General features: G+C 45.7%; 6 protein-coding genes. All 6 read right to left on the bottom strand.

Features of this window, described 5'->3' with window-relative positions; all coding sequences use genetic code 11:
* The coding region (locus tag ACTHY5_RS03275; RefSeq protein WP_441876305.1) for a hypothetical protein at positions 1-292 on the bottom strand (292 nt) is incomplete at its 3' end.
* Positions 293-359: 67 nt separating this feature from the next.
* The gene (rraB, locus tag ACTHY5_RS03270) at positions 360-707 is read right to left on the bottom strand and encodes a ribonuclease E inhibitor RraB (protein ID WP_441876302.1); all 348 of its coding nucleotides are present in this window, start codon (positions 705-707) and stop codon (positions 360-362) included.
* 96 nt (positions 708-803) lie between these two features.
* Positions 804-1,532 carry a 1-acylglycerol-3-phosphate O-acyltransferase gene (locus tag ACTHY5_RS03265; protein ID WP_441876299.1) on the bottom strand — a complete coding sequence of 243 codons (729 nt, stop codon included), beginning with the start codon at positions 1,530-1,532 and terminating at the stop codon, positions 804-806.
* Between the two features lie 159 nt (positions 1,533-1,691).
* Positions 1,692-3,359 (bottom strand): methyl-accepting chemotaxis protein, encoded by a 1,668-nt coding sequence (locus ACTHY5_RS03260; RefSeq protein WP_441876296.1) that lies wholly within the window; start codon positions 3,357-3,359, stop codon positions 1,692-1,694.
* A gap of 329 nt (positions 3,360-3,688) precedes the next feature.
* Positions 3,689-5,335, bottom strand: coding sequence for a methyl-accepting chemotaxis protein (locus ACTHY5_RS03255; protein WP_441876293.1), 1,647 nt, complete (start codon positions 5,333-5,335; stop codon positions 3,689-3,691).
* Positions 5,336-5,530: 195 nt separating this feature from the next.
* Positions 5,531-8,254 (bottom strand): preprotein translocase subunit SecA, encoded by a 2,724-nt coding sequence (secA, locus tag ACTHY5_RS03250; protein ID WP_441876291.1) that lies wholly within the window; start codon positions 8,252-8,254, stop codon positions 5,531-5,533.
* Positions 8,255-8,293 lie beyond the last annotated feature (39 nt).

Genomic DNA, 8,293 nt, shown 5'->3' with positions numbered 1-8,293 from the left:
GTTCAATAAGACCTAATTCTTCTTGATACGCGCGATGAGCACCAGCAATTTTAGCAAACAAAGTCAGCTCAACATGCATTAATACCAGCGTAATAAAAGCCAGCATACTACCAAGTAACGGCGCGATAAGAATCCACACCTGCAATACTTGAGTGATCTCGGGTTTAAGATAAGGCACCGCACCCAACAAGACCACGGCAATGGTAATTTGAAACAGTTTTTGCCAGATATGATCATGGCGGTATTTATATTCGTCCCACAACAACACATGAGGGTCATAGGGATTACTCATTGCAAGACTCCTTTGACACAGTGAGACAACACACAGTCCGGTTGATCATTAGCTGAGTGCCGTATCACTATGACTCTTCAAAGTAGGTGCCCCAACCATCGTATTCCACATTGTATTTTTCAGCTATTTTTAGCAGTTGTTCAACCTGCTCCATAATGACGGTTTCGTTTAATGCCCCTTCTTTAATAGCGTCAAAACATAAAATCGTTTGGCCATCTTCTAATTCAAGCTCTTCAGCATCACTGACTTCAAACCCAACTTTAAAGCAGTCAATGGCCGCTTTTTCGAGGCGATCAAAGTCCGCGCCAGAAAAATGATGCTCTATGGTGTACTCCACATTGGGGTTACTGCCGTCATCAAGTAGTGAACTGATAATATCACGGGTTTCTTGTTTCCATTCTTGTAATGCAGTCATATTGGCTCCTAGTGAATACTGTGAGGGGGAAGATACAAGGGGTGAGAGAGACACCGCACCTAAACGATGGGGTGATGGGGTATTCATCACGCCTTATTATTTACTTAACGGTCGTCGGGCTTCTTGGTCTAGCTCGGCAATACGCGTTTCTAGGACAGCGCGACTGCGTTTCAATAAGTCGCGTATCTGCTTTGGCTCATAGCCTTCAACCGAAATGGGCGGCATTATTTCTACAATGAGCTCGCCATTGTCCCAGCGATTAAGATCAACCTGGCCAAAATAGCTAGAGCAGGCAATGGGCACTAAAGGCACATTCGCTTGCAAGGCGATATGAAAAGCACCGGTTTTAAAAGGCAATAAACCTTTACCCTGACTGCGAGTTCCTTCTGGAAACATCCAAATAGACATATTACGCTGGCGTATTTTATCGACAACTTTACCTATGGTGCTGGCGGCCTTAGCTTTATTTTCACGATTAATAAGTAAGTTACCACTCAACCAAAATAGCTGACCAAATAACGGGATCCAAAATAAACTACTTTTACCAATGGCCACTGTACGCGGCATCACAGCCCCCGTGAGCGCAATAATATCCCAGTTACTTTGATGATTGGCGATATATACAGCCGACTGCAAGCCATTAGCGTGCTCGTAGCCTCTAAACGTGACTTTAAGGCCGATAATGATGCAGGCTTTATTAAACAGCCGGCCCAAAAAGCACACATTATTAGGGTGACGAGGGCGCAACACGCACACTAGGCTACCTAAGATGAACACCAGCACCATAGCCAGTATCAATAATAAAATCCGCAACAGTTTTAACATGTACAACCCCATATTTTGAGAGTCGGCAGTATACTGAGCAGCCATAAAATGAACAAGACCCAGTCGCTGAACAAAAACGACTGGGTCTGCTATTATCTGCCGCGAATACTAACGTATTACAAATTAGTAGACCGACTTAACCTTATTAAGCTACGTACATTAGCTGCGACGTGCAGTACCTGGCTCTAATCTAAAGCCTTGCACTAACTGCTGCAGGCCCGACGCCAGCTCGGTGAGCTCACGACTTGCGCTGGCTGTTTGGTCGGCACCCGCAGCCGTCTCATCGCCCATTTCATGAATAGTCGTTAAGTTGCGACTGATATCTTCGGTCACCGTGGCTTGCTCTTCCACCGCGGTGGCGATTTGCGTATTCATATCGTGGATGGTTTGTACCGCCCCACTGATCAGCTCTAGCGCTTGTTCCGCCTCTTGAGCCTCGCCTACTGTTAGCTCAGCTTGTTGGCGGCCGCCATTCATGGCTTGCATGGCTTGCTTGGCGTCTTCTTGCAACTTGGCAATAGTAGTGACAATTTCTTGGGACGAGTTTTGGGTTTGTTCAGCGAGATTACGCACTTCAGAAGCCACCACCGCAAAACCACGACCTTGTTCACCGGCGCGTGCCGCTTCTATGGCCGCGTTTAGGGCTAATAGATTAGTACGATCGGCGATTTCTTGAATAACTTCAACGACAGAGCTAATTTGCGTACTGCTATCAGCCAGCGACTGTACTACCCGACCCGTTGCCGCTACATCATCGGCAAGACGACTAATAGAGGATACCGTTTGCTGCACTACCACTTTGCCCTGTTCAGCCGCTTCATTTGCAGAGCTGGCTGACGCAGCAGCTAAACTGGTGTTGCCAGATACTTCTTGTACCGTAGCGGACATTTGATTAACCGCTGCAGCCACCTGATCAGTATCTTGTTGTTGGCGGCTAAGGTTAGCACTAGTTTGCAAGGACACCGCCGAGGTTTCTTCCGCCGCGGCCGACAAACTATTGCTCGACTCATGGATATGACTAATAAGCTCCCGCAAATTGTTGGTCATATTTTGTAATTTACCGTACACACCGGTGTGATTACCGTCAAACTGTATACTTAAATCACCATTAGCAATGGAGTTAGCAACTCGTTCCATTTCACTGGGTTCAGCACCAAGCGGGAGCAATACCGTTTGCTTTAATACCCAGCCAAGCAACAAACTAAAACCGACTAATACCACCACGATAGACACCATAACGGCGACTAAGGTTTGATTGTGTTGCTCTTCTGCGGCGAGCGTGCCATATAAACGGTCGAGTAATAAAGTGATGAATTCATCAACGGTATTGACCGCAATTAAACGCGATTGATCATACTCCTCACTTAACACACGCTTTTGTGCTGCTTGCTTGTTGCCAGCTTGCATTAAGCTAATCGCTTCGTTTTCTAATTTTTCTAGCACAAGCACAGCCTGCTGGCCTCGGTCTAGTGTTTTACGCTCAGCAGGAGTCATGTCCATTTGGTCTAACATGTCTTTATCTGAAATAGTGCGGGTATCTACTCGTGGGGAGTGCCCTTCGGTTACCGATTTGGCTTTTTGATATACGGCTAACTGCTCGGGATTGCCGGTGACAACATAGTCACGAATCGAGGTAGACTTTTCAGCGGAATAGAGTCGCACCATGCCGGCATTATTGAAGTAATCAAACAGGTCATTGTGTGCTTTGTCGACAGCTTGTTGCGATTGCAGCAACAAGTATAGGGTCCCCCCCAGCATCAGAGCGAGTGCTAACACCACCCAAAAAATTAGGCGGATCACGGCTTTTAATGTTAAATTTTTGAGCATTCTTAACTTCTAAATAAATTCATATCGTGACGTTATTATACTCTTTACTAACTTAATCTTAAGAAAGAACGCGCACAATAAATCATTAAATTGTATACAAGATGTAAGTTATGCTAAACAATCTCCACCTGAAAGTAACATCAACCACAATGTTAATTTCACAAAACATTTATTTAACCATAAACTCTCAACTAACCACATTTATTGCTACAAAACCACAACCCCGATACCGCTGCTAAATTAATTTGAGCACTACGAAAAAAAGCCCTCAGCTGCACTTGGCTACTGAGGGCTTATTAATATGACTAAACTATCGGTTTTTCGCGTAATTAACGCAGGCGAAATCCTTGTACTAACTGCTGTAAGCTCGCGGCAAGCTCAGTAAGCTCACGGCTGGCGCTTGAGGTTTGCTCTGCACCAGCTGACGTTTCATCGCTAATTTCACTAATAACGGTTAAATTACGACTGATATCTTCGGTTACCGTCGCCTGCTCTTCTACGGCAGTCGCAATTTGTGTATTCATATCATTAATCGTTTGCACCGCCGTACTAATCAGCTCTAGTGCTTGTTCCGCTTCTTGCGCTTGGCCCACCGTGAGTTCGGCTTGCTGGCGACCATTACTCATGGCGTCCATTGCTTGCTCGGCATCACTTTGCAATTTAGCCACAGTAGTAATGATCTCTTGCGATGAGGCTTGGGTTTGGCCTGCCAATTGTCGGACCTCATCGGCCACTACCGCAAATCCTCGACCTTGCTCACCGGCACGGGCCGCTTCAATGGCCGCGTTTAGCGCCAATAAGTTAGTGCGATCGGCAATATCTTGAATCACCTGTACCACAGTACTAATTTGCGTACTGCTATCCGCGAGTGATTGCACGACCAAGCCCGTAGATACGACATCATCAGCCAGTTTGCCAATAGAGGCCACGGTTTGCTGTACCACAGCGCGGCCTTGATCGGCTGACTCATTAGCAGACTGAGCAGAAGAGGCAGCTAAACTGGTATTATGTGACACCTCTTGCACGGTGGCTGACATTTGGTTAACCGCTGCCGCGACTTGATCGGTATCAAGCTGCTGGCGGCTTAAGTTAGCACTAGTTTGTAAAGACACCGCCGAGGTTTCTTCCGCAGCCGCCGATAAACTGCTGCTAGAAAGATGAATATGTCCAATAACCTCACGTAGTCTTTCAGTCATGTGCTGCAGTTTAGCGTACACCCCAGTAGCATTAGGGTTAAAGGTTAGACTCAAATCTCCCTCTGCAATAGCCGCCGCCACTCGCTCCATTTCGCTAGGCTCTGCGCCTAGTGGCTGTAAGACCAGACGATTTAATGTCCAGCCCAGTAGTAAACTTAATAATACAAACAGTATCACTAAGCCCGTCATTAAAAATACCAGCTGCTGATTAAGCTGATACTCCGCCTTTAGTTGATTTTCTAGGCGAGTAATTAACTTAGAAATGGCGCTATTCACCGAGCTTGCCATTGTCATACGACCTTGATGGTACTCTTCCCCCAACACCAAACGTTGTGCCTGTTCAGCACGCCCCGCTTTAATTAAGGCAATGGCTTTTTCCTCGATAGCAGCCATAGTTACGGTCGCTCCAACCCCTACTTCTAGCAGCTCACGCTCTACCGCGTTCAATGGTAATTGCGCAAGCAAATCATCATTCGATATCACTCGACCGTCGGCACGTGGCGCACGGCCTAAAGTAATATCAAGTACGGATTCATAGCTCTTTAAGTAGCTAGGGTCGCCGGTCACAGCATAGTTACGGATGTCATTTGACAGCTCTAGCGAATACATACGGATCATATTGCTAGAATTAAAAGACTGATAGCGTACCTCTTGAGTTTGACTCACCGACTGCTGAGACTGTAATAAGAAGTAAAGAGTTGCGCCAAACACTAAGGCAACAGCTAATACCACCAAGAACACCAGACGAATTAACACCTTCAAGGTTAAACTTTTAAGCATAGGGCACTCCAATTGCCAAACGACATCCACTTTCCGTACATTATATGCACAAAACACGCACAATGCGCACTCATTTTGTATACAGTTCTACTAGCCAGCTAAACAGTCATTATTTCAGTTCACTTATGAAGTAATAAACCGCCTTACCGGCGGTTTATATTGTGCTAATTTAGCATAAATTTACAAGTAGCAAGCTTAACTTAACTTACCATGGCATTGTTTATACTTTTTACCTGAGCCACAGGGACAAGCATCATTACGACCTATTTTTTGCCCTTCGCGCACAAACGGGGTGCTGTCAGGCGAGGCCGCCGGCGTTTCGTCTTCTAATAGGTTTTCAGCAGAGGCGTGGTTGTAGCTTTGTGCTTGATTTTCTGCTGCGGCACGGCGTTTTTCTTCTGCAGCTTCAACGTCCTCTTGGCTCTGCACTTGAACACGACTAATAATGCTCACGACTTCACGCTTTAAGTTTTCTAGCAACTGAGTAAACAGCTCATAAGACTCACGCTTATATTCTTGCTTAGGGTTCTTCTGTGCATAGCCGCGCAAGTGAATGCCTTGGCGTAAGTGATCCATGGCCGCCAAATGCTCTTTCCACAAGGTATCAAGCGTTTGTAACATAACAGAGCTTTCAAATTGACGTATTGCTTCTGCGCCAACTACAGCTTCTTTATCAGCATAATCTTTGGCTGCTACCGCTAATATCTGCTCTCGCAGCTGTTCATCATGCAGCTTATCATTTTCTTTTAACCAAGCACTCACTGGTACTTCTAAACCAAAGTCAGCTTGCAAACGGTGTTCAAGGCCCGGAACATCCCACATTTCCTCGAGAGATTGTGGGGGAATATACTCATCAACGATTCCGTTCATCACATCTTCACGGATCACGGTAATGGTTTCGCTAATGTCTTTGGCATCTAATAATTCATTGCGTTGCTCATAAATGACTTTACGCTGATCATTAGCCACATCATCAAACTCAAGCAAGTTTTTACGAATATCAAAGTTACGGGTTTCAACCTTACGCTGAGCATTTTCAATGGCGCGACTCACCCACGGATGCTCAATGGCTTCACCTTCTTCCATGCCCAATTTTTTCATCATATTGGTCACTCGATCAGAGGCAAAAATGCGCATTAATGCATCTTCCATCGATAGATAGAAACGACTTGAACCCGCATCACCTTGACGCCCTGCACGGCCACGTAGCTGATTATCGATACGACGAGACTCATGACGCTCGGTACCAATAATATGTAAACCACCGGCAGCAATCACCGCATCGTGACGCACTTTCCAATCAGCTTTAATTGCTGCAATTTGCTCGGCACTTGGCGCCTCTAACTTTTCAATTTCAGCGGCCCAGTTACCGCCCAATACAATATCTGTACCTCGGCCTGCCATATTGGTCGCGATGGTCACCACACCTGACTCGCCGGCTTCAGCAATAATTTGCGCTTCACTTTCGTGAAATTTAGCGTTAAGTACACGATGCGGTATTTTTTCTTTATCTAAGATACCCGATAGCAGCTCAGAGTTTTCAATAGACACAGTCCCCACTAATACTGGCTGACCTCGCTCTACACAATCTTTAATATCGACCACAATGGCCTGATATTTTTCTGGAGCAGTCAGGTACACCAAATCCCCCATATCTTTACGAACCATGGGTTTATTGGTTGGAATAACCACTGTGTCTAGGCCATAAATACTTTGAAATTCGAATGCTTCCGTATCGGCGGTCCCGGTCATACCGGCAAGCTTTTCGTATAATCGAAAGAAGTTTTGAAAGGTAATAGACGCCAGTGTTTGGTTTTCATTCTGAATGGTGACACCTTCTCGCGCTTCTACCGCTTGATGCAAACCTTCAGACCAGCGACGCCCAGGCATAGTACGCCCGGTGTGCTCATCTACAATGATCACTTCATCATCTTGCACTATGTAGTCAACGTTGCGTTCAAATAAAGTATGAGCACGTAGACCTGCATTCACATGCGCTAGTAAAGCAATATTGCCGGCTGAAAATAAAGAGTCATCCTCTTCAATAAGGCCCATGCGCTTGAGCTCTTCTTCAACAAAAATTTGCCCATTTTCGGTAAGCAACGCCTGTTTGTTCTTTTCATCTACCGTATAGTGGCCATCGCCAATATGCTCTTCGGTATCTTCTTCGTCTTGCTTAACCAATTTAGGGATCAGGGTGTTAATACGAATATAAAGCTCAGAGCTGTCTTCAGCAGGGCCGGATATAATCAGCGGCGTACGAGCCTCATCAATTAATACCGAGTCAACTTCATCCACAAGTGCATAGTTCAGCGGGCGCTGCACGCGTTGCTCAGGGGAAAACGCCATATTGTCACGCAGGTAGTCAAAACCAAATTCATTATTGGTACCATAGGTAATATCAGCGGCGTAAGCGGCGTGTTTTTCAGCAGAATCCATGCCAGACAAGTTACAATCGACACTCACCCCTAAAAATTCAAACAAGGCACGGTTGGTTTCCGCATCGCGACGCGCTAAATAATCATTCACGGTAATGATATGCACACCGCGTCCAGTAAGCGCATTCAGGTAAACAGGTAAGGTTGCGGTAAGAGTTTTACCTTCGCCGGTTTTCATTTCCGCAATTTGGTTATTGTGTAATACCATGCCACCAATTAACTGTGCATCAAAATGACGCATTTCATATACACGACGCGATGCTTCACGAACAGTGGCAAACGCTTCGGGTAATAATTGCTCTAACGTGTCACCTTGTTCTAGGCGCTGGCGAAATTCAACGGTTTTAGCCTGCAGCTCAGCATCAGAAAGGGCTTCAAATGTAGGCTCCATGGCATTAATTTCATCTACAACTTTACGCAGCCGCTTTAAGGTTCTGTCGTTACGGCTGCCAACTATCATGGTAAAAAGTTTAGTAATCATATTTGGCCAATAATAATGATGGAAAATAAAACCCCGTAT

It is taken from the genome of Oceanisphaera sp. (genome assembly GCF_052084945.1).
Classification (GTDB): domain Bacteria; phylum Pseudomonadota; class Gammaproteobacteria; order Enterobacterales; family Aeromonadaceae; genus Oceanimonas.
Note: the sequence above shows the minus strand (reverse complement) of the source record. Positions and strands in the feature narration are given on the sequence as shown.